The organism is Rhodococcus sp. NPDC077669 (genome assembly GCF_040686915.1).
Lineage (GTDB): Bacteria > Actinomycetota > Actinomycetes > Mycobacteriales > Mycobacteriaceae > Rhodococcoides > Rhodococcoides fascians.
On the sequence record NZ_JBFBMD010000009.1, the window covers coordinates 18,500 to 41,959 of the forward strand.

21 protein-coding genes are annotated in these 23,460 nt (G+C 63.8%); 10 read left to right on the top strand and 11 right to left on the bottom strand.

The window, feature by feature from the left end; genetic code table 11:
• Positions 1 to 56 precede the first annotated feature (56 nt).
• Together AB0P23_RS13025 and AB0P23_RS13030 are read right to left on the bottom strand one after the other, a co-directional pair.
• On the bottom strand, positions 57 to 992 hold the full coding sequence (locus tag AB0P23_RS13025) for an MBL fold metallo-hydrolase (protein WP_363797801.1): 936 nt from the start codon (positions 990 to 992) through the stop codon (positions 57 to 59).
• Positions 989 to 2,653: an FAD-binding dehydrogenase gene (locus AB0P23_RS13030; protein WP_363797803.1), complete on the bottom strand. Its 1,665-nt coding sequence runs from the start codon at positions 2,651 to 2,653 to the stop codon at positions 989 to 991. The genes AB0P23_RS13025 and AB0P23_RS13030 overlap by 4 nt, the downstream gene beginning before the upstream one ends.
• A 128-nt stretch (positions 2,654 to 2,781) precedes the next feature.
• Here AB0P23_RS13030 and AB0P23_RS13035 point away from each other — a divergent pair, with 128 nt between their 5' ends.
• Positions 2,782 to 3,984, top strand: a complete 1,203-nt coding sequence (locus AB0P23_RS13035; RefSeq protein ID WP_363797805.1) for a helix-turn-helix domain-containing protein — start codon at positions 2,782 to 2,784, stop codon at positions 3,982 to 3,984.
• Between the two features lie 113 nt (positions 3,985 to 4,097).
• Here the strand turns inward: AB0P23_RS13035 and AB0P23_RS13040 are convergent, their stop codons facing one another.
• Positions 4,098 to 4,997, bottom strand: a complete 900-nt coding sequence (locus AB0P23_RS13040; RefSeq protein ID WP_082079232.1) for a 3-hydroxyacyl-CoA dehydrogenase — start codon at positions 4,995 to 4,997, stop codon at positions 4,098 to 4,100.
• A gap of 159 nt (positions 4,998 to 5,156) precedes the next feature.
• On the opposite strand from AB0P23_RS13040, the gene AB0P23_RS13045 reads away from it, so the two are divergent.
• A complete protein-coding gene (locus AB0P23_RS13045; RefSeq protein ID WP_032372979.1) occupies positions 5,157 to 5,522 on the top strand; it encodes a DUF1330 domain-containing protein in 366 nt (121 codons plus the stop codon).
• A gap of 41 nt (positions 5,523 to 5,563) precedes the next feature.
• Here the strand turns inward: AB0P23_RS13045 and AB0P23_RS13050 are convergent, their stop codons facing one another.
• From AB0P23_RS13050 to AB0P23_RS13065, 4 genes are all read right to left on the bottom strand, one after another.
• Positions 5,564 to 6,388, bottom strand: a complete 825-nt coding sequence (locus tag AB0P23_RS13050) for a dienelactone hydrolase family protein (RefSeq protein WP_032364700.1) — start codon at positions 6,386 to 6,388, stop codon at positions 5,564 to 5,566.
• Between the two features lie 30 nt (positions 6,389 to 6,418).
• The gene (locus AB0P23_RS13055; RefSeq protein ID WP_135046238.1) at positions 6,419 to 6,754 is read right to left on the bottom strand and encodes a DUF2834 domain-containing protein; all 336 of its coding nucleotides are present in this window, start codon (positions 6,752 to 6,754) and stop codon (positions 6,419 to 6,421) included.
• 70 nt (positions 6,755 to 6,824) lie between these two features.
• Positions 6,825 to 8,117 carry an MFS transporter gene (locus AB0P23_RS13060; protein WP_032372980.1) on the bottom strand — a complete coding sequence of 431 codons (1,293 nt, stop codon included), beginning with the start codon at positions 8,115 to 8,117 and terminating at the stop codon, positions 6,825 to 6,827.
• Positions 8,114 to 9,751 carry an AMP-binding protein gene (locus AB0P23_RS13065; protein ID WP_045842015.1) on the bottom strand — a complete coding sequence of 546 codons (1,638 nt, stop codon included), beginning with the start codon at positions 9,749 to 9,751 and terminating at the stop codon, positions 8,114 to 8,116. The genes AB0P23_RS13060 and AB0P23_RS13065 overlap by 4 nt, the downstream gene beginning before the upstream one ends.
• A 153-nt stretch (positions 9,752 to 9,904) precedes the next feature.
• Between AB0P23_RS13065 and AB0P23_RS13070 the strand changes: the two genes are divergently transcribed.
• The 3 genes from AB0P23_RS13070 to AB0P23_RS13080 all read left to right on the top strand — a co-directional run bounded on the left by AB0P23_RS13070 (position 9,905) and on the right by AB0P23_RS13080 (position 12,841).
• Positions 9,905 to 10,534, top strand: a complete 630-nt coding sequence (locus AB0P23_RS13070; RefSeq protein ID WP_032373097.1) for a TetR/AcrR family transcriptional regulator — start codon at positions 9,905 to 9,907, stop codon at positions 10,532 to 10,534.
• An 82-nt stretch (positions 10,535 to 10,616) separates the two neighbouring features.
• On the top strand, positions 10,617 to 11,825 hold the full coding sequence (locus tag AB0P23_RS13075) for an acyl-CoA dehydrogenase family protein (protein ID WP_206498284.1): 1,209 nt from the start codon (positions 10,617 to 10,619) through the stop codon (positions 11,823 to 11,825).
• Complete coding sequence (locus AB0P23_RS13080) at positions 11,822 to 12,841, top strand: phosphotransferase family protein (protein WP_206498285.1); 1,020 nt, start codon at positions 11,822 to 11,824, stop codon at positions 12,839 to 12,841. The genes AB0P23_RS13075 and AB0P23_RS13080 overlap by 4 nt, the downstream gene beginning before the upstream one ends.
• 14 nt (positions 12,842 to 12,855) lie before the next feature.
• Here the strand turns inward: AB0P23_RS13080 and AB0P23_RS13085 are convergent, their stop codons facing one another.
• Both AB0P23_RS13085 and AB0P23_RS13090 read right to left on the bottom strand, forming a co-directional pair.
• Positions 12,856 to 13,758, bottom strand: coding sequence for an arabinofuranosidase (locus tag AB0P23_RS13085; RefSeq protein WP_206498327.1), 903 nt, complete (start codon positions 13,756 to 13,758; stop codon positions 12,856 to 12,858).
• 112 nt (positions 13,759 to 13,870) lie between these two features.
• The gene (locus AB0P23_RS13090; protein ID WP_206498286.1) at positions 13,871 to 15,478 is read right to left on the bottom strand and encodes a diguanylate cyclase; all 1,608 of its coding nucleotides are present in this window, start codon (positions 15,476 to 15,478) and stop codon (positions 13,871 to 13,873) included.
• A 191-nt stretch (positions 15,479 to 15,669) separates the two neighbouring features.
• On the opposite strand from AB0P23_RS13090, the gene AB0P23_RS13095 reads away from it, so the two are divergent.
• Positions 15,670 to 16,827 carry a beta-ketoacyl synthase N-terminal-like domain-containing protein gene (locus AB0P23_RS13095; RefSeq protein WP_032368854.1) on the top strand — a complete coding sequence of 386 codons (1,158 nt, stop codon included), beginning with the start codon at positions 15,670 to 15,672 and terminating at the stop codon, positions 16,825 to 16,827.
• A gap of 56 nt (positions 16,828 to 16,883) precedes the next feature.
• Here AB0P23_RS13095 and AB0P23_RS13100 read toward each other — a convergent pair whose 3' ends face one another.
• Positions 16,884 to 17,090, bottom strand: a complete 207-nt coding sequence (locus tag AB0P23_RS13100; protein ID WP_032368853.1) for a zinc-ribbon domain-containing protein — start codon at positions 17,088 to 17,090, stop codon at positions 16,884 to 16,886.
• A gap of 108 nt (positions 17,091 to 17,198) precedes the next feature.
• Complete coding sequence (gene fdhA, locus AB0P23_RS13105; RefSeq protein WP_363797808.1) at positions 17,199 to 18,416, bottom strand: formaldehyde dehydrogenase, glutathione-independent; 1,218 nt, start codon at positions 18,414 to 18,416, stop codon at positions 17,199 to 17,201.
• Positions 18,417 to 18,623: 207 nt separating this feature from the next.
• Here fdhA and AB0P23_RS13110 point away from each other — a divergent pair, with 207 nt between their 5' ends.
• From AB0P23_RS13110 to AB0P23_RS13125, 4 genes are all read left to right on the top strand, one after another.
• Complete coding sequence (locus AB0P23_RS13110) at positions 18,624 to 19,634, top strand: aldose epimerase family protein (protein ID WP_206498288.1); 1,011 nt, start codon at positions 18,624 to 18,626, stop codon at positions 19,632 to 19,634.
• 116 nt (positions 19,635 to 19,750) lie between these two features.
• Positions 19,751 to 20,752, top strand: coding sequence for an ABC transporter substrate-binding protein (locus tag AB0P23_RS13115; RefSeq protein ID WP_027496166.1), 1,002 nt, complete (start codon positions 19,751 to 19,753; stop codon positions 20,750 to 20,752).
• A gap of 10 nt (positions 20,753 to 20,762) precedes the next feature.
• Positions 20,763 to 22,394, top strand: a complete 1,632-nt coding sequence (locus AB0P23_RS13120; RefSeq protein WP_283542419.1) for a sugar ABC transporter ATP-binding protein — start codon at positions 20,763 to 20,765, stop codon at positions 22,392 to 22,394.
• On the top strand, positions 22,391 to 23,455 hold the full coding sequence (locus tag AB0P23_RS13125; RefSeq protein WP_206498289.1) for an ABC transporter permease: 1,065 nt from the start codon (positions 22,391 to 22,393) through the stop codon (positions 23,453 to 23,455). Before AB0P23_RS13120 ends, AB0P23_RS13125 begins: the two co-directional genes overlap by 4 nt.
• Positions 23,456 to 23,460: the final 5 nt, after the last annotated feature.

Sequence of the window (23,460 nt, forward strand, 5' to 3'; positions counted from 1 at the left end):
CCTGCCCTATCTTGCTCGACGACCGCCGCGCATTTCGGTCGCTCCCGTTCGGTGCCTCAGACCATGTCTGCCCAGGGGTCCGCACGCCGCCACAGCGTCGGCAACTGCAGTTCGACCCCATCTCTGCGTGCACAGGCGGTCAATACGTCGAGCGAGGTGCGCATGTCGTCGAAGGCGTAGGGCAGCGGCCGCAACGGCCTGTCGAGGGGCCGGAAGAAGTCGTCCCAATGCGTCAGCACGACGCGCCGAGCCACCACCGACAACACCGTCTCCCGCCAATACTCGTCGATGTACTCGCGTGTTCGGTGCCCCAGCTGACCGATGGACAGGTACACCACCTCGGCGGAAAGGCCGTCGAGCATGCCCGCTCGGAACCCGGCGCTGCTGTGGACGAGAGCTCGCCTGCCGCTCGGACGGTGTTCGACTGCCATCGACCACGCCTCACCGCACCGGAACGCTCGCACCCGAGCAGGCTGCCGCAGTGGCCGGTCGATCGTCCCGTGAGCTCGGTCGGGATACGAGTGAACCGACTCGACGAACGTGACGGTGAAATGACCCAGCTCGACTGCGGAACCGTCGGCGACGACGGTGATGCGACCCTCGGGCATCTGCGCGCCCCGCCCGATCTGTGCGGTCGAAGCACCACCGACCAGGGCAGCGCCGGTGCGCAGTGCCACCGCTGCGGAGTCGAGGGCATGATCGAAATGAGAATGCGCGCACACCACCGCGTCGAGCGTCCCGATGCCCGCCCTACGCAACGCACTGTCGATTCTCGGGCCGTCCGAACGTAGCGGCAGCAGAAGGGTTTTCGGCAGGGACGGACGCGAGAAGAAGCCGTCGGTCAGGATCGCCGACTCGCCGTCGTCGAACAGCAGCGTGCTCACCCCGAGAAACGAGACCGACACCGGGGAGCGGGGATTCGCCGATGCCGTGGTGGCGATGTCGGCCGCACCGGGCAGTGGGGGTCTACCGAGCGAACGCGGCACTCTCACGCCTGCGCCGCCAGGGCTCGCCCTGCCTGCCGTCCGCCGAAGATGCATCCACCGAGGAAGGTTCCTTCCAAGGACCGGTAGCCGTGCACACCGCCGCCGCCGAATCCGGCGATCTCACCGGCAGCCCACAGCCCCTCGACGGCATTGCCCATCGAGTCGAGAACGCGACCGTCGAGATCGGTTTGAATGCCGCCCAACGTCTTTCGAGTGATGATGTTCAACCGCACCGCGATCAGCGGACCCGACTTGGGATCGAGAATCTTGTGAAGTGCAGCGGTCCGCGCGATGCGTTCACCGCGCGAGCGCCGGGAATTGTGGATGGCAGAGATCTGCAGGTCCTTGGTGAAAGGATTGTCCACCTCACGGTCTCGCGACTCGATCTGACGCCTGAGGTCGACACCGTCGATCAAGTCCTCGCCGGTGATTCGGTTCATGCCCTGGACCAATTCTTCGAGAGAATCTGCGACGACGAAGTCCTCGCCGTTCTTCTTGAATGCCTCCACCGGTTCGCTGGCACCGGGCAATACCCGCCCGAGAACGAGCTTGAGGTTCTTGCCGGTGATGTCCGGGTTCTGTTCCGACCCGGACAACGCGAATTCCTTCTCGATGATCTTCTGGGTCAATACGAACCACGAGTACTCGAAACCGCTGTCCTGGATCGCTTTCAGCGTTCCCAGCGTATCGAATCCGGGGAAGTTCGGAACCGGAAACCGTTGCCCGCGGGCATCGAACCACATCGACGACGGGCCCGGAATGATTCTGATGCCGTGGTTCTTCCAGATCGGATTCCAGTTCTTGATGCCTTCGGTGTAGTGCCACATTCGGTCCTTGTTGACCAGGCGGCCGCCGGCCTTCTCGGTGATGCCGAGCATTCGGCCGTCGACGTGTTCCGGCACTCCGGAGATCAACGACTTCGGCGGCGTCCCGAGCCGCGCCGGCCAATTCTCGCGCACCAGATCGTGATTGGCCCCGATTCCACCTGCCGTCACCAGCACGGCACCGGCGCGGAGCTCGAACTCACCCACTTCGACGCGGGTACTTCCTGCCCCTCGCTCCGCTGCACTGGCTTCGAGCATCGCACCGCGAACTCCGACCACCGCTGCCCCGTCGACGACGAATCCGTCGACCCGATGCCGAAAACCGAAGCGCACCAGTCCTTTGTCGGCAGCCTCACGTACGCGGCGCTCGAACGGCGCGACGACACCCGGCCCGGTGCCCCACGTCAGGTGGAATCGCGGAACCGAATTTCCGTGCCCCTCGGCCAGGTAGCCGCCGCGCTCGGCCCATCCGACGATGGGGACCCATCGCATTCCCTGAGCGTGGAGCCACGACCGCTTCTCACCTGCCGCGAAATCGAGGTATGCCCTGGCCCACCGATGACCCCAGTAGTCTTCCCCTGCAGGGTCGTCGATGCCGCGATCGAACGTCGCTGTGCCGAGCCAGTCCTGCCACGCCAGCTCCGCAGAATCCTTGATGCCCATTCGACGCTGTTCGGGCGTGTCGACCATGAACAGTCCGCCGAGGGACCAGAAGGCCTGACCACCCAGGTTCTGCTCGGGTTCCTGGTCGAGGAGCAGCACGCGCTTTCCCGCGTCGGCCAGTTCGGCGGTTGCCACCAGTCCGGCCAAGCCGGCCCCCACCACGATCACGTCTGCGTCCATTGCCCCACTCTTCTGCTCGACCCGGGTGTCTCCCTCGACTGTGCTGTCGTCGGCGTCGGAACTCAAGGAAATCGAGTCGAATGAGTATAGGATTTATCAGGTGCTGATAAAGAGTGCGAGGTAGATCGATGTACCCGGCGCGGGTCGCCGTGGTCGCGAAGATCGAATCGGATCTGGGCCCCGTCGTCGCATCCGCAGTACACGCGATTCGCGACGCGATCCCGGTCTACCAGTCACTGCAGGGTCCACAATTGGCCGATGTCGAGGCCATCGCGTATTGGTCACTGAGGCGGCTGATGGCCCTGTGGGCGCACGGCGATCGGACGATCGACGACCGCGACCACAAGAGATTCCGAGCCATAGGTTCCGCACGCGCGGCAGACGGGCGGCCGCTGGCCGATGTGCTGCGCGCGTATCGAGTCGCGTCGAGCGTGTTCGTTCGGCACGTGACAACGGAGTATCTGGAAGTACTCGACCCGCCGGACATCGCCGAACTCGGCCTGGGCGTGCTCGACGCGATCGACGCCATATCCGAGGAGATCATCGGTGCGTATGTCATTGCGCGCGAACAGCTCACATCCAACCGTGCGCAGGCGCACGCCGCGTTGCTCGACGACTTGCTGGCTGCCAGACACAACTCACCCGGGACGGTGTCGGACCGTACTCGCGAACTCGACCTGAAGCTGCCCACGCAACCGAACCTGCTCGTGGTGCAGTCCACCGATCCGGGCCGACCCATGTCCGACGACACCGTCGAGTCTCTGGTGCTTGCGATGGGCCTCGTCCCTCCGGACCGCACCACAACGGCGGATCAACGGACGCACTTGTGCACTCGGCGCGAACAACGCGCGATCGCGCTGCTGCCGCCGTCGATCCATCGCGCCGAGGTCGACCTCGCGTGTCGGGATCTGCTGCTGCGCGGATGCCTCGTGGAGAGATCGACCGTTACCGATATCAGCAGTTCGTGGCGACTCGCCTCGGAAGCGCTCGAGACCGCACCGGATCACGCGTTCGACGGCCGGGCACTGCTCGATCAGGGCGACGGTCAGCTGTTGGCACTGTTGACAGCGCGCCCGACCGCCGACACGAGCGAGGTGGTGCGTAGCGTGCTCGGCCCGCTGACCGAGGCAGCGAACGAGCATATCCTGCACGGCCTTTCGGCCTTCATCTCCACCGGCACAGCAACGGCTGCAGCCGCCCGACTGCAGGTGCACCCGCAGACTTTGCGCTATCGACTGCGCCGGGCTCAAAAACTGACCGGACGGGATCCGCGTTCGGCGTGGCATCGGTTGGCGCTGGACACCGCGATACAACTACGCCAACTCGGTTGACCCGGCTCGGCTGAATTCGGCGTCGCCGGTGGTCATGCGCACATGCGCCCATGTCCGATTACTCGAGCCCGGGTCGTCGATCCCAGGATCACCGACAGGCGGGATCGAGCGATTCAGTTGATGTTCCACGACTCGACAACATCGAGTCGCCGGCCTTCGGAGTCGTACGTGTAAAAGCCTTCACCGTCCCCGAGACCGGTCTTTCCCGCGTCGATACCCTTTTGCAGTATGTCGGCAAATTTGACCTGATCCTCGCCACCGTGTGCGCGCGCGATATGTGCTGCGACGTTGAAGCCGACAGTGTCGTATATCTGGAACGGACCGGCGGGTGCCCCGGTGGCTATGCGCCACACGTTGTCGATGTCCGCCGGATTGGCAACCCCGCCGACGTAGAGGTTGGCTCCCGCTTGCAGCAGCGGGATCAGCAGACTGTTCAGCACGTATCCCGGAATTTCCTTTCGGACCGGAACGGGAACGAGACCGATCTCCGAAGCAAAGCTCAATACGACATCGAAGTAGACAGGATCTGTTGCAGCAGTTGCCATCACCTCACCGGTGTTGTATCGCCACACGAGATTGGCGAAATGCAATGCGAGAAACTTTTCCGGCCGCCCGGTGGCCTCGGCGAAACTGCTGGGCAGTAGCGATGACGAGTTGGTCACGAAGATAGTTTTCGGCGGGGCGGACGCGCCGATATCAGACCAGACCTTCTTCTTCAGGTCGAGATCCTCCGGAACTGCTTCGATCACCAGGTCGGCGTCCGAAACAGCCTCCGCGACGCTGGTGGTGGTCGTGATGGATTCGATGGCCTTGTCGAAGCGCGCCTCGTCGAAAGTCTTCAGGTCACGCTTGTAGTATCCGCGCATCCATTCCCAGCGGTCCGGCAGCTTGGCTAGAAGTTCGTCGGAAATGTCGTATCCCACAACGGTTTTTCCGTGGTAGGCAGCCTGCATCATGATCTGTGAACCGAGCACTCCGGTTCCGAATACGGTCACGTTCTCAACATCGGTCATGGACGACACACTTCCCTTGATGGAGTCATTGGTTTCGCGCTCTCCAAGTTCTACCGCTGAGCGCGGAGCGACCGCCTCGTGGGGTCCAACAGTGGATCGACTCGACCGACGACAACGCTTTACACTCCACAGGATCCACGGTTCACGCATACTCGAACGATGGCTGTCGATCCCCGTGGAAGAGACCTGAAGCGCTACCTCGAAGAAGACCCCGGTGGTCCGGTGGTGATGCTCAACCTGCTTCGTTTCGCCGAGGGCGGTCGCGACTCCTACGCAGAATATGCGAAAGCACTGGACGAGACTTTCCTCCCGCGCTACGGCGCGACGGTGCTGTACGCGGGCGACGGTTCGACCGCACTTGCCGCCGAGGACGGGCAGGCCTGGGATGCAGTCCTCATGGTCCAGTACCCGTCACGTAAGGCGTTCAGCGAGATGGTGGCCGATCCCGAATATCAGACGGTGACGGCGTTACGGACCGCCGCGCTGAAGGAGGCGGTTCTGCAGGCCACGATTCCGTGGTCGTGAATTCGACCTTCGGCTTCGCATCGTGTTCGCGCCGCGGGGCTTCACGGCGTTGCGAGCAACTTACTGCGGAACAGATCGAGTACCTGGTCCAGTGCCTGCCGCGTCGGCTGACCCGGCTCGTCGATGAGTCCTTCCGTCACGACGGAGTGCGGCGGTCCGAAGGCTTCCGGATTGAACGAGGAGTCGGGCAATTCCACGGAGACGAATGCGTCGCCGAGTTGTTCCCTCAGAAACTCGAACCGTGCAGGGGGACACATCGTGTCGCCCTGGAACCGCATACCGAGAACAGTGAGATCTCCCGCAGCACAACGGCTTTTCACCTTCGAAAGGTCGCCGGCACTGATGTCGATGGAACGACTGCGTGACTTCGATGCCGCGAACGGAAGTGACGGTTGCGACAGCACCGGTGCGATCAATCGATCGTCGGCGGCCATGGCCAGGGCGAACCCGCCCGTGAAGCACATTCCGATGGCACCGACGCCCGGTCCGCCGCACCGCTCGTGTTCCTCGGCCGCCAGAGCACGCAGCCACACCACGACTCGCGACGACTTGCCGGTGGCCAGGATGGTGAATTCTCGACTGATACACGCCGGCACGATGGCGCGAGAGATCGTTGCCACCGTCCCGAGCACGCCCAGGGGCGCGGTCGAAGGATCTTTACCGTCGACGCCGAACAGGTGCGGCACGATCGCGGTGCATCCGATCCCGGCGACGGTGCGCGCGAAATCCGCCACTCTCGGCGTGATGCCCGGCATTTCGGACATCACGATGACCGCCGGCCCGGTGCCGATTCGATAGACAGGCGCCGTGCGCCCGTCTGCGGTGAACTCGGTTCGCTCGAAGTCGGCAAGGGCGTCATCTGTCATCGAAGCGGTCCTCTTTCTCGATCGGCGACATCACTGCGAATACTCACGCAGCAACAGGTACAGCGGAAGCGCGAAGCAAATTCCCACCGAGCCGGTACCGACGGGAACCAGCCACCAATGTTTGACGCCGTGATCTTTCGCATCCCCTCTGGACCAGATCCCGAAAGCGATACTGGTGATACCGAGATCGGCGGTCAAGGCTCGCGTCGGCGTGGACGCCACCCATTCGGAGAAGAACTTCGCTGCGCTGCCCGCGCTCACCCCGTGCTCGCGAAAGTAGCCGACGACGTAGGCATTGGGGACGACGAAGCCGATGACGGTCAGCAGCAGCAGGAGGCGTCGACGAGTGGCGTCTGCGGTTCTCATGACCTCAACGTAGAGCACCGCGCAACACTACCGGCGTGTCGTTCGATTCGACCGAGTCGGCCGGTCCGAGTCAGACGTCCTCGAGCCGGATGCCTTTGGTCTCCTTCATGTAGAAGCAAGCGACTCCGGTCAGGGCAGCGAGGAACATGATGTACACGCCGAAGACCCAGCCCAGATCCAACCCGAGGAACAGCTGGTTGAGATACGGTGCCGTTCCACCGAACACCGCAACCGAGAACGAGTAGGCGAATCCGATTGCCTGCGTTCGGAGTCGGGTGGGAAAGCTCTCCGACAACGTCGACGACAGAATCGAGGCCGGGACGGCGATGACGAGCAGGGCCACCGTCGACGGCAGCAGCAATGACCACCACTGCGTGGAGATCAGCATCGTCAGCGGGATCTGCAGCACGAACATCAGCACTGCGAATGCCGCCAGCATCGGCCGCCGACCGATCGAATCCGAAAGGCGACCGAAGAACGGTAGCGACACCAGCGCTATCAACTGCGCGACGACGAGCATCCAGTAGGCGGTGTCCGGGTTCATCCCGCGCTGCGTGATGGCGAACGTCGAGACGTAGGAGGTCCAGGTGTAGTGCGCCGCCGTGATTCCCGACGTCATTCCGATCATCAACACGATCGCTTTGACGACGGTCTTACGCGCGATCGGTTCTTGTTCGACCTTGTTCTGCTCCGAGTCGAACACCTCGCTCTCGTCCATGTTCTTGCGCAGGTAGAGAGCGAACAGCGCGAGGAGCGCGCCGAGGAGGAAGGGGATGCGCCAACCCCATTGCCCGACAGCAGAGTCCGACAGGGTGGAGGTGATGACGCCACCCACGGTGTATGCCAGAGCCGATCCACCGAAGATGGCGACGAACGCGACGCTGCCCCACATGCCACGTCGGTTCGGTGGTGCGATCTCGCCGACGTAGGAGTACGCCGTTGCCGACTCGCCGCCGTGCGCGAAACCCTGCATGACGCGTGCGAGCAACAGCAGTACCGAGGCCCACGCCCCGATCGCACCGTAGGTGGGCATGATGCCGATCAGCAAGCTGCCGGTTGCCATCATCAGCATCGTGGTGACAAGAACGAACTTGCGGCCCTTCTTGTCCGCGATGCGTCCGAACACGATGCCGCCGAGAGGCCGCATCAGGAATCCGACGGCGAACACCGCAAGCGTGGACAGCAATGCCGAGACAGGATCGGCCTGGCTGAACATGGCCGCCGCGATGAACGGCGCGAACACTGCATAGGCACTCCACTCGTACCATTCGAGTACGTTGCCTATCGTGCTGGCGAACAACGATTTCTTCCGTGAGGAAATATCCGGTGTCGAGCGGGTGTCGTGCGATGATCCGACAGTCATGGAGTGCCACTTTCGATCGAATTTTTTTTCACAGGAACAGGTTTGAGTGCTGCACGTCGAATCTTCCCGGTTTGGGTTTTGGGAAGTTCGTCGATGATGTGGATGGATTTCGGACGCTTGTACGCGGCCAGTCGTTCACGCGCGAAGGCCATCAGTTCATCCGGCGTCGTGGTAGCGTCGCGCCGGAGTGACACGTACGCAACCACCGATTCCCCTTGATAGTCATCCGGCCTGCCCACCACAGCGGCCTCGAACACCGCTGAATGTTCGTAGAGTGCATCTTCGACCTCTCGGGGCCACACTTTGTATCCCGACACGTTGATCTGGTCCTTGAGCCGGTCGACGAGATACACCCAGCCGTGTTCGTCGATGATCGCCACGTCGCCTGTGCGCAGACGTCCCTCTGGCATCGTCGACTCGGACGCGTCCGGATTGCGCCAGTAGCCCGACACCACCTGCGGACCCGAGATCTCCAGTTCCCCTGCAAGTCCTGGGGGTGTCGGCCGGCCCGAAGGGTCGAGCGTTCGTAACGTCACGCGCGGAAGAGGCAACCCGACGGACAGTGAACCGCTGGCCGCGTCCACCGGCGCGCGCACGCCAGGTGGCACGGCAATGACTCCCGCCGTGGTTTCGGTCATCCCGTATGCGTTGTGGATGTAGCAACCGAATTGGGACTCGAACGCGGCGACGGTGGCGGGCGGAATAGGTGCGCCTCCGGAATACAACGCCTTCACCGACTCGAAGTGGGCCCTCGTCGCACCCTCGGTTGCGGAGATCGCGTTGAACACCGTGATCGAACCGATGGTGTAGGTGACGCGATGCTCGACGACAGCGTCGAGAGTGACTGCCGCGTCGAAACGATGCGCGAACACGAGCATGCAGTCGCGGATCAGGGCCACCGCCGCGTCGAGCATCGCGCCGGTGATGTGAAACAGCGGTGCGACGGCAAACACGACGTCGCCGTCGTCGAGACCGGCCCGTTCCCCGAAATCGAGGGCAGTCGCGAAGGCGTTCGCGTGCGAGATCTGCGCGCCTTTCGGCGGACCCGTGGTTCCTGACGTATAGGCCAGTAGCGCCAGATCGTCCGGCTCGGGATCGATTTCGGGGAAAGATCGACCACGGTAGCGGTCGATCAGACCCATCAGATCGTCGTCGGGCCGGGGTGTCACGCGTGACGTCGACGCAAAGACTCGTGGGTCGTCGCGTGTCTGCAGGTCCAGTCCGCTGGTGCTCACGAGCAGTCGAATCGAACTGCCGCGCAACGTCGCCCCCACAGAATCGAGATCGTGTTCGTCGCAGACGAGCGCGACAGGTTCTGCATCGTCGATCAAGGTGCGAAGTTCACGGTTGCGGTACATCGGGTTGAGGATCAACGCGACCGCCCCGATCTTCCACAACGCGAGGAACGTCAAGGCGTACTGCGGAATGTTCTGCAGATAGATGCCGACGCGATCGCCCTGTGACACTCCTCGATCGAACAGTGCGGCGGCAAGTGCATCGGACGCCTCGTCCACCTCGCGCACCGTGAGCACGGCGTCGAAGTACGCCAGCGCCGGCCGGTCCGGGGTGTCGGCGACTCGGCTACGCCAGGCGTCGAGAACAGTCGCAGGCCCGGTCGCGCTGTCGAGGGTCATGAACGGCCCTTCCGCTCGAGCAGACTTTCGGCCCACGTGGACCGACCGAACACTCGTTCGGTCTGCTGTCTCGCTAGTGTTGCGGATCACAACTTTGGTGTCAACCCGGTGCGAACGCCCGGCCCAGTTCGCTCTGCCCTCTACGGTGATCGCATGACCTCGATCGGCGACTGGCGAACATACGAGGGCGCGGCACTGTCCCCAGCGCTGGCGTCGGCCTTGCGCATCTTCGTCGAGCAGGGCTACCACGGCACGTCGGTGCGGCAGATCGCCGCGGGTGCCGGCTTGTCGGTTCCCGGTCTGTATCACCACTTTCCGTCGAAGCAGGCCCTCCTGGTCGGCATCATGAATGCGTCGATGGACGAACTGTTGCACCGGACTCGATCGGCCATGGACGGGGCCGGTTCGTCGCCGAAGGACCGATTCGACGCGGTGGTGGAGTCCTTGCTGCTGTTCCATATCCATCGCCGCGATGCCGCGTTCGTGTGCTCCACCGAGATTCGCAGTCTCGAGCCGGCCAACCGCACCGCCTACATCGCCAAGCGCGACGAAGAGCAACGACTGCTCGACGCCATCGTCACCGACGGAGTCGAGTCCGGGGTCTTCGACACCCCGCACCCCGCGGATGCCAGCCGGGCCGTCACCACGATGTGCATCGGAGTGGCCACCTGGTACCGACCCGATGGCCCGCTGACGCCGGCCGAACTGGTCGAGGTGTACCTCGATATCGCACGCCGAACGGTCGGTGCTGCTACCGGCCGAGGCACTGTACAGAGGACGTGAGTTCCTTGACCGAAACCTGCGTGTATGCCAGTCTTCAAGAGACCGAGCGAGTGTTCGGTCGGTATCGACCAGGGAGTGCAGAATGGCCATCGACCTCACCTTCGACGCAGACGTCGAGAAGCTGATCGACCGAACGCGTACGTTCACTCGCGAATACGTGCTCCCGATCGAGGATCGATTTCTGGGCAATATCGCCGACGCAGGCGGCGACGGCCTCCGGGTCGAGATGCAGTCCGCAGCCAAGGAAGCGGGCGTGTTCGCACCGCACGCACCCGTCGAATACGGTGGGCACGGTCTGTCGATGAGCGACCGCGCACCGGTGTTCGAGGAAGCGGGCTACTCCCTGTTCGGCCCCATCGCACTCAATCTCGGCGCACCCGACGAGGGCAACGTCCACATGCTGGCGCACATCGCATCGCCGGCACAGAAGGATCAATTCCTCGCCCCTCTCGCCCGCGGCGATCAACGATCTGCATTCGCGATGACCGAGCCGGCACCGGGTGCCGGCTCCGATCCCTCTGCCCTCACCACTGCGGCCGAACGGACCGACGGTGGATGGAAGATCAACGGACACAAGTGGTTCATCACCGGAGCCGACGGCGCAGGGTTCTTCATCATCATGGCCCGTACATCCGGAAAGCCGGGTGACCGAGGCGGAGCCACGATGTTCCTGGCCCCGGCCGACACACCGGGCATCACGGTCGGCCGTCATATCGGCACCCTGGACAAAGCCATGATCGGCGGGCACTGCGAGGTGTTCTTCGAGAACGTCTTCGTGCCAGACGAGAACGTTCTCGGGGCCGTCGACGAGGGCTTCGCCTACGCCCAGGTGCGATTGGGACCCGCCCGCATGACCCACGTGATGCGGTGGCTCGGAGCCTCGAGACGGGCGCACGACATCGCCGTCGCCCAGGTGGCCCAGCGCGAAGGGTTCGGCGACAAGCTCGGCGATCTCGGCATGATCCAGAAGATGGTCGCCGACAACGAGATCGACATCGCCGCATCCCGTGCCCTCTTGATCAAGGCCTGCTTCGAGCTGGATCGCGGCGGCCACGCGAGCAACGAAACCTCCATCGCCAAGACGTTCGCAGCCGAGGCCATCTTTCGCATCGTGGACCGCAGCATCCAGATGTGCGGCGGGCTCGGGGTATCGGACGACCTGCCACTGGCACGGCTTTCGCGCGAAGTACGTCCGTTCCGGGTCTACGACGGCCCGTCGGAAGTGCATCGCTGGGCCATCGCAAAACGAGCGGTCGGGGCAGCGAAGCGCGCCGCACAGGAGCAGTCATGAGCGACCTACCGGGCATGAACCGCGTTGCTCTGGAACGATTCCTGCGTGCCGAGGGCATCGATGTCGACGGTGAGCTGACGGTCGAGATGATCAGCGGCGGTCGCTCCAACCTGACGTACAAGGTGTACGACGACACCTCGACGTGGGTGGTTCGTCGGCCCCCGACCAGTGGCCTGACCCCGTCGGCGCACGACATGGCCAGGGAGTGGGCAGTGACCGACGCGCTCGCGTCCACCGCGGTGCCGGTGGCCGAGACCGTGGCCTTCGACCGAGAAGGTGACGTACTCGGTGCTCCGATGACGGTGGTCCGTTTCGTTCCCGGGCACGTCGTGCGCACACGCGAGGATCTGCGCGATCTGACCGACGAGCAGGTCACAGACAACGCCGCCGAATTGGTGCGAGTGCTCGCCGAGCTGCATGCCGTCGATCCTGCGGCCGTGGGTCTCGAAAAGTTCGGTCGCCCCGACGGTTTCGTTGCTCGACAGGTAGCCACGTGGGCGCGTCAGTGGCAGACGGTGAAGACACGGGAACTACCCGACGTCGACCGACTTCACCGCGCCCTCGAAGCCGCGGTGCCCACCCGATCGGCGGCGTCCATCGTGCACGGCGATTTCCGAGTCGACAACACTATTCTCGATGCCGAGGACGTGAGTTCTGTTGCAGCCGTGGTGGACTGGGAGATGTCCACACTCGGCGATCCGTTGACCGATGTGGCGCTGATGTGCGTGTACCGGCAACCCGTGTTCGATGCCGTTCTCGGTGCCGACGCAGCCTGGACGAGCGACCGCTACCCCTCGGCGGCGGATCTGGTGCAGCAGTACGCTGTTCGATCGGGCCGCGAGGTGGACAACTGGGGCTTCTATGTGGCGTTGGCCAACTTCAAGCTCGGTGTGATCGGTGAGGGCATCACCCACCGCGCACTGTCGGGCTCCGATACCGGTGCCGGAGCACGCAACGCCGCCGAAGCAACTGGAGAATTCATCGCGGCCGGCCTCCGAGCACTGTCGGAGGCCTGACCGCAATACTGTTGCTACGCAGCTTCTCTCATGATGCCGATGTGGCGAACGATTCCGGACAGCGCCGGAAGCTCCTGAGGTGCGGACCAGCCGCTCAGGTCGGCGCTGTCGGAGTAGAAGTACTTCTGGTTCGTGTAGTCGTCGTAGTACAACCGCCAGGTGCCGTCGGGCAACTCGACGACGGCGGGCCCTTCCTTGAAGGGACCGAAATCGCGGAAGGTGAGGTCCCGAACGTAGGGACCGCCCAGAGCGGGCGCGATCCAGTGTTCGATGACCTTGTTGCTCTCACCTTTGGTGAATGCGTGGTAGATCGACCCGTCCTTCACCACCGTGGTGTCGATGTGGTCGTTGACGATTCCCACCAACGGAACCGGCGAACTCCACGTCGTCAGGCCGGGATCGGTCGCCGTCATGAGATACGGCACGAACCCTCCGCCGGCAGACAACGACACGATGATGCTGACGCGGTCGCCCTCGACGAACCACTCCGGTGCCCACGCCTTGGTGGTGAACGGGGACAGAGACGGGAGTTCCGAGGACCCGGCCGAGCCGGTACCCGCCCCGGTCCCGGGCAGAAGCAGACAGCAGAACGGGATCGGAAGGTTCTGCAAGAATTCCCAATCCACCCGATTTGCGCTGCGCGCAAAGCCGATTTCCGCGCCGCCGCCCGTCGTATATGTCACGTAGTACATACCGTCGGCGGCTCGAAAGATGCTGGAGTCACGAACCACACCGGAGGGCGGCGTGTACGCGGCAGTCTCGACCGTGGTGAAGTCCGTTCCGTTGCTGGACTGGTACACGTCCATGTTGCGATCACTGTCGTTGCTGAAGGCCACCATGGTGTACGTGACCGCAGGCGCAGCGCTACCCGTACCTGCTGCGCCGAACAGCAGTCCGACGGCGGCGACGAGCGTCATGGGAATGGCGAGGGCGTGCTTGCGCAGGGTCCTGATCACCGCTGAAGTATGTACGACGCACGAGCCCCACGAGTAACAACAGTGCACAGTCGTGCCTGTTCGTTACCGAACGCTACGACTGCGCCGAGTATTGCGACACCGGCTTGGCCTGATACATCTCGTGGTCGGCATCGTCGAGAATGTCCAAGGCAGTGCGAGGATCACCACTGCCGACGGTCACGCAACCGATACTGGCGGTCACCGTCAGTTCTCGGTCTGCCGTCGTGATCGGGGTTGCGAGTTCCGCCCGGACGTCGTCCGCCTCCGACCCCACACTGCACGGCACCACAGCCACGAATTCGTCACCGCCGATGCGTCCGACGAATGCGTCGTCCGGCAGAGCCCGCGTCAAGCGCGCGGCCACGATACCGAGTACGGCATCACCGACCGTATGTCCGTGCAGGTCGTTGATGGTCTTGAAGTTGTCGAGGTCGATGAACAACACCGCCATGGCATCCTCCCGACTCGACCGGGACAGCTCCTGGTCGAGCCGCGCCAGAATCAGCGGGCGATTGGGAAGCCCGGTGAGGTCGTCGTGTGTTGCAGCGTGTTCGAGCTTCATGCTCGTCCGATAGGCATCGGTGACGTCGACGAACGTTGCCACGATCGAGGGTGACGGGCCGCCGAAGTTGAGCATGGTCGCAGTCAGAGACAGCCAGAAATGTCGTCCGTCCCGACGACGTTCGACTCCGATCACCGACTGGCTCGGCTTCCCGGTTCTGCCGGTGACGGCCACGGGGTGCTCGAGTCGCCGAATGGGTTGCTGATCGGTGCCGTACACCCGGAACGGCAGCACAGCGGACTGTCCCGTCGTCGCCGATCCCACCTTGATGTCGAGGATCGTCTTCGCCGCGAGGTTCGCCGACGTGATGCGACCGGCGTGGTCGAGTACGACGACACCTGCCTCCAGCGATTCCACCACGGCGGTGTAATGCTCCTCGGCCCGGCGGACGGCACTCTGGTCGGCGCAGACCAACACGTACCCGTCGGGCATCTGGGCCGCGGCGACCACCATCGCCAACGCCGTCCCGTCCGCGCGCAGATGCGAGTCCCACAGCCGACCGCCGGCCGCGAGAATGGCCACCGGGTCGCAGGGCACCCCCACCGCATTCGATACGGAGAGGCCGAGCACATCTGCTGCGCGCCGTCCGTAGACCGACTCCGCGGCAGGATTCCAACTGGACACGACCCCGTCGGAGGACACCCCCACGATGGCGTCGCTGACGTGCTCGACCAACGCGGCTTGATAGTGCAGCGCCTTCTGTGCGGCCTTGTGTTCGGTGAGGTCGCGAAGGATGACCTGAAATGCAGGTTCTCCGTTCCACACCGTGCGGACCGAGACCGCCTCCATGGTCAGAGTCGATCCATCGAGGGCGAGTACCTCCGCCTCGGAGGCCGAACTGGCGGTTCCGTGCACGTCCAGGGCGGCGATGCGCTCGAGCATCGGCCCGATCGACGCGGCCGCGATGAAGTCGGTGATCGGACGGCCCACCACCGCACCGAGACTGTCGGCGCGCAGATACCGGAGCCCCGCAGGGTTGACGTAGACAAGGTTGCCTCGCCTGTGGACGACGATCGCGTCGGGCGAGTGTTCGATCAGAACCCGATAACGATCTGCGAGACCGGGCGACCCGGGATCGGCTTCGGGGTCGCCGACGACGTCGCGCTCCCCTGGGGCCATCTGCGGTCCTCGCGTTCGTAGGCGGTCTGTCGACACTCGATTCAACCACTTTTGTGGGCCGAGCCGGAATCTTCTGCACGGTTCGATGCTTATGTCCGTTTTCCGACTGGACCCAGTGCTTGTTTGCGGGGCTAAATCGAGGAACCAGCCGAAAACGGCTCGTACAACTCGAGAAGGAACGGGAATCGATCATGACATCTCACGGCATCGACATCAGTGGGATCGGCGCAGTGTCCGGCTACGGCTGGGGTACGGCCGCATTGTGGACCGGTCTGGCCAGCGGTAAGGCTGCCGCCACCTTGCACCACAACCGGTCACACCCGGGCCGCAACCCGGTGTGGCTTGCCAAAGTGCCCGACGGCGGGCAGACCGACGACGGCACCAGCCGCTTCGGCCGCGCACTGCGCGGCGCCGCACGCGAGGCCATCGACGACGCACTCGCTCGTGGCTGGCGTCCCGGTCGGCGGGTCGGTCTGGTCCATGCGGTCGTCCTGGGTGAAGTGGACGAGTGGCGCAACTTCTATCTGGAGGACGGCGGTGTGCGGCGGGTGCGCGACTACCTGACGCTGATGCCGTCGACCCCGGTATCACTGCTGATGCAGGAGCACGGCTTTCACGGCCCGGCGATGAACGTCTCGGCCATGTGCGCGTCGGGCAACGCCGGCCTTCTCACCGCCAAGATGTGGCTCGATACCGGCTTCGTCGACGACGTCGTCTTCGTCGCCACCGACCTGTCTCTGACGCCGGAGAACATCGACCATTTCGTCGCGCTCGGCGTCGGGGTGGTCGACGTGGAACCTCAGGAGGGCTGCCGACCGTTCCAGGAAGGTAGTCGTGGGTTCGGAATGGGCGAAGCAGCAACAGCTTTCGTACTCACCAACCGTAGCGATGCTGCGTACGCGCGGGTACTGGGCGGTTCGATGACTCACGACGCGTTCCACGCGACGTCCATCGACCCGGCCCTGACGCAGGTACGAGACTGCTTCGAAGCCGCCTTGACGGACGCCGGTGCCACGGCGCGCCAGGTGCGCTACCTCAATGCGCACGGGCCAGGCACCGCTCAGTGCGATGCCGCAGAAACGGAAATGCTGGAGACGGTGCTCGGCTCACACGCGCAGGTGTATTCGGTGAAGCCGCTCACCGGGCATTGCCAAGGCGCGGCGTCGGCCGTCGAAACCATCTCTGCCGTCATGGGATTCGATCGCGGACTGGTTCCTGCGGCCCCACAGGTCTCCGACGGACACCCGCAGTTGCTCGACGGATTCACCGCAGCCGAGCCAGGTCTGACGATGAAATCCTCACTGGGAATGGGAGGACACAATTCGGTGGTGGTGCTGGCTCCTGCGTGAGCGACGGTCTGCCGGATGGTTCGCGCGCCCGCACCGTCACGGGCGCGCGAGCCCGTTCAGATCGACACCCCAGCCCCGCAGATCCCGCATTCCTCGAACTCGACGCGTTTCCACCGCGCAACCGGGACGAAGAACAGCGTGAATTGCTGGTACTGCTTCATTCTCGCCCACTGGGTCGTGTTGTGGCACCGCGGGCAGTTTCGCGTTGCGCCAGGGCCGACGTGTTTGCGCTTGCTGCCGAAACCGAAGAGGAGGAACATCATCCCAGCATAGGTGGCTCGAACAGGTGCCGGACTCGGCGCAGCAGTCGTTCGAGCCACCCTCGCGTTTCGAGACGTCGGTGGCTCGAACGAGTGCTGGGCCGAACGCCGTCAGCTCGAGATCATGCCGTGCGGGTCGATGACGAATTTCTGAGCGACTCCGCTGTCGAATTCCCGGTAGCCGCGTGGTGCGTCGTCGAGAGTGATGACCGTTGCGTTCACCGCTTTCGCAATCGAGACTCGTTCTTTGAGAATGGCATTCATCAGTTCTCGGTGATAGCTCATCACCGGGCACTGCCCGGTGGCGAACGAGAGCGACTTCGCCCAACCGGTGCCGAGGCTGAGCGAGAGAGCGCCACGTTGTGCGGCCTCGTCCACGCCGCCCGGATCACCGGTGACGTAGAGCCCGGGAATTCCGATGCCACCGCCCGCGGTGGTGATGTCCATCAGCGAATTGAGCACCGTGGCCGGTGCTTCGTGGGACGAGTCTCCGCCGTGGCCGCGAGCCTCGAATCCCACCGCGTCCACCGCAGCGTCGACCTCCGGGACACCGAGGATCTGTTCGATCTGATCTTGCGGCGCGCCCTTGCCCACGTCGACGGTCTCGCAGCCGAACGTTCGTGCCTGCGCCAGCCTGTCGGCGTTCATGTCGCCGACGATCACCACCGACGCGCCCAGCAATTGTGCGCCGACCGCGGCCGCCAGACCGACCGGGCCCGCACCCGCGATGTACACCGTCGCACCGGGTTTCACTCCCGCGGTGACCGCGCCGTGATATCCGGTCGGGAAGATGTCGGAGAGCATGGTCAAGTCCAGGATCTTCTCCATCGCCTGATCCCGGTCGGGGAACTTCAGCAGATTGAAGTCCGCGTACGGTGCCATGACGTATTCGGCCTGGCCGCCCACCCATCCGCCCATGTCCACGTAACCGAACGCAGAACCGGGTCGATCCGGGTTGACGTTGAGGCAGATACCGGTCTTGCGCTCCTTGCAGTTTCGGCACCGTCCGCAGGCGATGTTGAACGGAACGGAGCAGATGTCGCCGACCTTCAAGAATTCGACGTCTCGTCCGACCTCGACGATCTCGCCGGTGATCTCGTGGCCCAACACCAGACCCTCGGGTGCCGTCGTGCGTCCACGGACCATGTGCTGGTCGCTGCCGCAGATGTTGGTCGAGACGACCTTCAGGATCACGCCGTGTTCGCATTTGCGGCCGACATTGGCCGGATTCACGCCGGGGCCATCGGTCAATTCCAGGCCCGGAAAAGCGATGTCCTGAACCTCTACACTGCCTGGTCCGGCGTACGTCACTGCTCTGTTGCCTGCCACGATTTCTCCTGTTCGACGGTGTCCGGCTGCGTTCGACAGACCGAGATCGACTGCGCGATAGCTATTTTCATCTCATCGAGACGATCAATGCGCAGTGACGTGGCCTGCATCACACCATAGTATGCGCACCTACGAATACACGGTGCGTCGCCCGCCGCACGAAGCAATCCGGGGACCGATCTCACTCCCCGGAGCTATCGTCGACCGGTGCCCACCGACGACGATCACAACGAGACCATCACCATCGGACGTTCGCCCGGGGTGGAGGTGGAGGTACTCCCCTACGGCGCGACCCTGCAACGAATGTCGGTGACCGGAGGAGACGGCGAGCGCCGCGACGTTCTCGTCGGCGTGGCGGGCGAGCGTGAGCTTCGTTCGTCCACCGCCTATTTCGGCTCCACCGTCGGCCGGTACGCGAACCGGATCGAGGACGGCCGGTTCGAGATCGACGGGCAAGCGGTGCAACTGACGATCAACGACGGCACCAACCATCTGCACGGCGGAACCGACGGCTTCGACTCACGACACTGGACAGTGGTCGGCCGATCGACGGATTCGGTCGAATTCGAGTTGATCAGCCCCGACGGCGATCAGGGCTACCCGGGCGAAGTCCGTGCGCGGGCCCAGTTCTCCGTCACGCCCGATCGCGTGCGGTTGGAGTCGACGGCAACGACCACCGCGCCGACGGTGGTGAACCTGACGTCGCACGCATATTTCGACCTCGACGGCCATGGCATCGACAATCACACCCTGCAGGTGTTCGCCTCGACGTACACCCCGGTCGACACCGAGGGAATCCCGACCGGTGCCATCGAATCCGTCGACGGCACCGCGCTGGATCTGCGCAGGCCCGGACGAGTCGGAGACCTGGCCCGAGCCACTCATCCGCAGTTGCTGACCGCCCGGGGTGTCGACCACAACTTGGTCGTCGACGGTACGGGGCTTCGGCGTGCGGCGATCCTGAGCTCCGAACGCAGTCGAACGACACTGGAATTGTGGACCGATCAGCCCGGAGTGCAGGTCTACACAGGCAACTTCCTGGACGGCAGCGATGTGTCTCGACGCGGCTCGATGCTGCGCCAAGGCGACGGCATCGCACTCGAACCCCAGCTGTTCCCCGATTCACCGAATCACCCGAACTTTCCCTCTGCGGTGCTGCGACCGGGCCAGACGTACCGGTCCGTGATCGAGTGGAGATTTTCTGCACTTCACGCTTGAGTGAGCGCTCACAAAATTTTGGAATTCAAACGTGTCAAGTCTTGACGCGGCCCGATGTTAACGCTCACACTGTGTTGCACACGTCACAGTGGAGTGGCGACATTGAGGAGATCACCATGGCGTCGAAGACAATTTTTGCGGCGAGCGCGCTCATTTTGAGTGGTGCGATCGTCCTGAGTGCGTGTAGTAGCGGAGGCGGCGGCGACGCGTCCGGCGGCGGTGACGGCGCAACGGTGCTGGGCTTTTCCCAGGTCGGTGCCGAGAGCGGATGGCGCACGGCCAACACCATCTCCATCCAGGACGCGGCCAGCGCTGCCGGCATGGAGTTGAAGTTCTCCGACGCTCAGCAGAAGCAGGAAAACCAGATCAAGGCGATTCGCACCTACATCCAGCAGAAGGTCGACGTCATCGCTTTCAGCCCCGTCGTCGAGACGGGATGGGAGCCGGTCCTCCAGGAAGCCAAGCGCGCGAACATCCCGGTGATCCTCACCGACCGCTCCGTCGACACCACCGACGATTCGCTGTATGCCACGTTCCTCGGCTCCGATTTCGTGGAAGAGGGCAAGAAGGCAGGCGATTGGCTGGTGCAGAACAGCGCCACTGCGGACACCACCGGCGACGGAAAGATCAACGTGGTCGAACTGCAGGGAACCACCGGAGCCGCTCCCGCCATCGACCGGGCCGAGGGATTCCGCGACGCCATCGGGGGCCAGTCGAACATCGCGATCACCGCTTCACAGACCGGCGATTTCACTCGTGACGGCGGCAAGCAGGTGATGGAGTCGTTCCTCAACTCCAACCGAGGCCAGATCGACGTCGTCTTCGCCCAGAACGACGACATGGGCCTGGGCGCAATCCAAGCCATCGAAGCAGCCGGGCTGGTACCCGGAAAAGACATCAAGATCATCACCGTCGACGCCGTCAAGGACGGAATGCAAGCACTGGCGGACAAGAAGATCGACTTCATCGTCGAGTGCAACCCACTTCTCGGACCGCAGCTGATGGAGCTCACGGACAAGGTCGTCAAGGGCGAGGACGTTCCCAAGAGGGTCGTCACCGAGGAGACCACCTTCACGCCCGACCAGGCGGCAGCAGTACTCGCCGACCGCCAGTACTGAGAGTCGACGCATGCGTACCGACACCGTTCTCACCGCGGAGCCGATCCCCAGCACAGAGCCGACTCCGCTCGTGGAGATGAAAGTAATCTCGATCACCTTCGGTGCCGTCCGAGCCCTCGACGGGGTGTCGTTGCGGCTCTTCCCCGGCGAGGTGCATTCGCTGATGGGTGAGAACGGTGCCGGTAAATCGACGTTGATCAAGGCACTGACCGGGGTCTACTCGATCGACAGCGGAACGGTCACGATCGACGGAACCGAACACGAGTTCGCGACGCCGAGCGCGGCCCAGGCTGCAGGTATCAGCACCGTCTACCAGGAAGTGAACCTACTTCCGAATCTGACTGTCGCAGAGAACATGCTCCTGGGCCGCGAGCCCCGACGCCTACCCGGAAAACTGTTGGGGGCCATCGGCGGTATCGACACGCGAGCGATGAACCGCCGTGCCAGAACGACTCTCGACCGGCTGGGGCTCGACATCGAGCCGTCGTCGGTCCTCGGGGACCATCCGATCGCCGTGCAACAGCTCGTCGCCATCGCCCGTGCAGTCGATGTCGACGCCCGCGTACTCATCCTGGACGAGCCGACCTCGAGTCTGGACAAGGACGAGGTCGAAACCCTGTACTCCGTCATCGAACGGCTGAGGGAAGACGGAACCTCGATCGTCTTCGTGTCGCACTTCCTCGACCAGATCTACCGGATCTCCGACCGAATGACGATCCTGCGCAACGGAAAGCTCGTCTCCGAGCGCCTGGTCGCCGACACTCCGCAGTTCGAGCTGGTCGAGTTGATGATCGGTCGGGAACTGGACACCTTGCGCGAACTCGACAGCCGCGAGCCGGTCATGGTTTCCGACGAACAGACGCCCGTCGTGGAAGTATTGGGCATCGGACGCAAGGGCGCACTGGAAGCAACCGATCTGCGTCTTCATGCGGGACAGGTCGTCGGCATCGCCGGTCTGCTCGGGTCCGGCCGTACCGAGCTTGCTCGCCTGCTCGGTGGAGCCGATAGATCGGACTCGGGATCGATCGAAGTGCATGCGACCAAGCACCGCATTCGCAGTCCACGCCAGGCCGCCGATCAGCGCATCGCCCTCACCAGCGAGGATCGCAAGGCCGACGGTGTGGTGGCCGATCTGACGGTGGCCGACAACATGCTGCTCGCTCTGCAGGCCAAGCGTGGATGGCTTCGTCCCATCCCCCGTGCCACCCGCACCAAGCTCGTCAAGCAGTACATCTCTGCACTCGACATCAGGCCCGCCGATCCGAACGCGTTGATGCGCAACCTGTCCGGCGGCAACCAACAGAAGGTGCTCCTCGCCCGCTGGCTCATCACCGAACCCGAACTTCTGATTCTGGACGAACCGACACGCGGAATCGACATCGGTGCCAAAGCGCAGATCCAAACCCTGGTGGCCGATCTGGCCGCGCGCGGAATGTCGGTGGTGTTCATCTCCGCCGAGCTCGAAGAGATCCTGCGCCTCAGTGACCGCATCGTGGTCATGCGAGATCACCGCAAGATCGACGAACGTATCAACGACGGTGTGTCGGTCGGCGACGTGCTCGCCACCATCGCAGCCGGGGTGCGCACCGACGAACCCGTCGCGGCCGCCACTTCGACCACCGACAGGAATGTCGCATCATGACCGAAACCCTCGAACCACCGGCCGGCGCGCCCGCTCGCGCACGTGCCGCCCTCGCCCAGCCGGTCGTCTGGCCGCTGCTGGCTCTGATAGCTCTGATCGTCGTCAATGTCGTTGTGACACCGGACTTCCTCGACATTCGAATCGAGAACGGTGGCCTGTTCGGAAACATCGTCGATATCGCACGCAACTCCGCGCCGCTCATTCTGGTGGCCGTCGGCATGACGCTGGTGGTGGCAACCCGCGGCATCGACCTCTCCGTGGGCGCAGTGGCAGTCATCGCTGCCGCCGTTGCGTGTACTCGCATCGTCGCGGCACCGGACGAGGGTGCCACCACGACGATGATCATGGCTGTCGTCTGGGCACTGGGAGTATGTCTGCTGCTGGGTCTGTGGAACGGCCTTCTGGTGTCGGTCTTCGGGATTCAACCCATCATCGCGACGCTCATTCTGATGGTCGCCGGACGTGGCCTGGCCATGTTGATCACCGACGGAAACATCACGACAGTCAACAACCCGGCCTTCAGCACGCTCGCGTCGGGCACGCTTCTCGGACTTCCACTGGCACTGATCATCGCCCTCGTGGTCGTGGCAGCAACCGCACTGTTGACCCGGCGGACCGCACTGGGGATGCTCGTCGAAGCCGTCGGAATCAACCCGGAGGCAAGCAGATTGGCAGGCGTCCAGTCGCGGACGATCGTCTGGACGGTCTATGTGTTCGCCGCGGTGTGCTCGGGAATGGCTGGTCTGATCATCGCTGCGAACACCAACTCGGTGAACGCGAACAGTCTGGGCCAGTGGATCGAGCTCGACGCCATCCTCGCTGTCGTCATCGGCGGCACTGCTCTGACCGGTGGTCGATTCTCCATCGCCGGCACCGTCGTCGGTGCCCTGCTCATCGGCACACTCACGCGCACCATCACCAATGTCGGTATCCCCTCCGAGGCCAACTACCTGTTCAAAGCGGTCGTCATCATCGTGGTCTGCCTGTTGCAATCACCACGAGCCCGCGCATCACTGCGGACGTGGTTCCGCACCGACTCCACCAAGGCGGTACGACCGTGAGCGAC

Bases quoted from the DNA above. Each gene is read 5' to 3' on its own strand.
- AB0P23_RS13030 (WP_363797803.1), bottom strand. From the start codon at position 2,653: ATGGACGCAGACGTGATCGTGGTGGGGGCCGGCTTGGCCGGACTGGTG.
- AB0P23_RS13035 (WP_363797805.1), top strand. From the start codon at position 2,782: ATGTACCCGGCGCGGGTCGCCGTGGTCGCGAAGATCGAATCGGATCTG.
- AB0P23_RS13040 (WP_082079232.1), bottom strand. From the start codon at position 4,997: ATGACCGATGTTGAGAACGTGACCGTATTCGGAACCGGAGTGCTCGGT.
- AB0P23_RS13045 (WP_032372979.1), top strand. From the start codon at position 5,157: ATGGCTGTCGATCCCCGTGGAAGAGACCTGAAGCGCTACCTCGAAGAA.
- AB0P23_RS13050 (WP_032364700.1), bottom strand. From the start codon at position 6,388: ATGACAGATGACGCCCTTGCCGACTTCGAGCGAACCGAGTTCACCGCA.
- AB0P23_RS13055 (WP_135046238.1), bottom strand. From the start codon at position 6,754: ATGAGAACCGCAGACGCCACTCGTCGACGCCTCCTGCTGCTGCTGACC.
- AB0P23_RS13060 (WP_032372980.1), bottom strand. From the start codon at position 8,117: ATGACTGTCGGATCATCGCACGACACCCGCTCGACACCGGATATTTCC.
- AB0P23_RS13065 (WP_045842015.1), bottom strand. From the start codon at position 9,751: ATGACCCTCGACAGCGCGACCGGGCCTGCGACTGTTCTCGACGCCTGG.
- AB0P23_RS13070 (WP_032373097.1), top strand. From the start codon at position 9,905: ATGACCTCGATCGGCGACTGGCGAACATACGAGGGCGCGGCACTGTCC.
- AB0P23_RS13075 (WP_206498284.1), top strand. From the start codon at position 10,617: ATGGCCATCGACCTCACCTTCGACGCAGACGTCGAGAAGCTGATCGAC.
- AB0P23_RS13080 (WP_206498285.1), top strand. From the start codon at position 11,822: ATGAGCGACCTACCGGGCATGAACCGCGTTGCTCTGGAACGATTCCTG.
- AB0P23_RS13085 (WP_206498327.1), bottom strand. From the start codon at position 13,758: ATGACGCTCGTCGCCGCCGTCGGACTGCTGTTCGGCGCAGCAGGTACG.
- AB0P23_RS13090 (WP_206498286.1), bottom strand. From the start codon at position 15,478: ATGGCCCCAGGGGAGCGCGACGTCGTCGGCGACCCCGAAGCCGATCCC.
- AB0P23_RS13095 (WP_032368854.1), top strand. From the start codon at position 15,670: ATGACATCTCACGGCATCGACATCAGTGGGATCGGCGCAGTGTCCGGC.
- AB0P23_RS13100 (WP_032368853.1), bottom strand. From the start codon at position 17,090: ATGATGTTCCTCCTCTTCGGTTTCGGCAGCAAGCGCAAACACGTCGGC.
- AB0P23_RS13115 (WP_027496166.1), top strand. From the start codon at position 19,751: ATGGCGTCGAAGACAATTTTTGCGGCGAGCGCGCTCATTTTGAGTGGT.
- AB0P23_RS13120 (WP_283542419.1), top strand. From the start codon at position 20,763: ATGCGTACCGACACCGTTCTCACCGCGGAGCCGATCCCCAGCACAGAG.
- AB0P23_RS13125 (WP_206498289.1), top strand. From the start codon at position 22,391: ATGACCGAAACCCTCGAACCACCGGCCGGCGCGCCCGCTCGCGCACGT.